Source organism: Priestia sp. SIMBA_032 (genome assembly GCF_046535215.1).
GTDB classification, from domain to species: domain Bacteria; phylum Bacillota; class Bacilli; order Bacillales; family Bacillaceae_H; genus Priestia; species Priestia aryabhattai.
On record NZ_JAWRXD010001511.1, the window covers coordinates 1 to 238 of the forward strand.

Sequence of the window (238 nt, forward strand, 5' to 3'; positions counted from 1 at the left end):
GTTAATGGTCCAAAAATAAAACCTGTTCCTGCGGTATTTGCAATATCTACCCATGTTGTAAAAGGAGTTAATGCATACTGCCATTTTTGGACTGTGCCCGTATGTCCAGATAATGTTAAAGCAGCACTATTAGCACCGCTACAAATTGTACTTGAACCTGCAATTGTTCCTCCAACACTTGCAGCCGAAACCACAAAAGCAGGAGATGTATTACCTGAATTTATGGTCGTGGTACAAG

General features: G+C 40.8%; 1 protein-coding gene. It reads right to left on the bottom strand.

Features of this window, described 5'->3' with window-relative positions:
- Positions 1–238 (bottom strand): hypothetical protein (locus SB717_RS39345; RefSeq protein WP_410908737.1); only part of this gene is annotated, 238 nt, incomplete at both ends.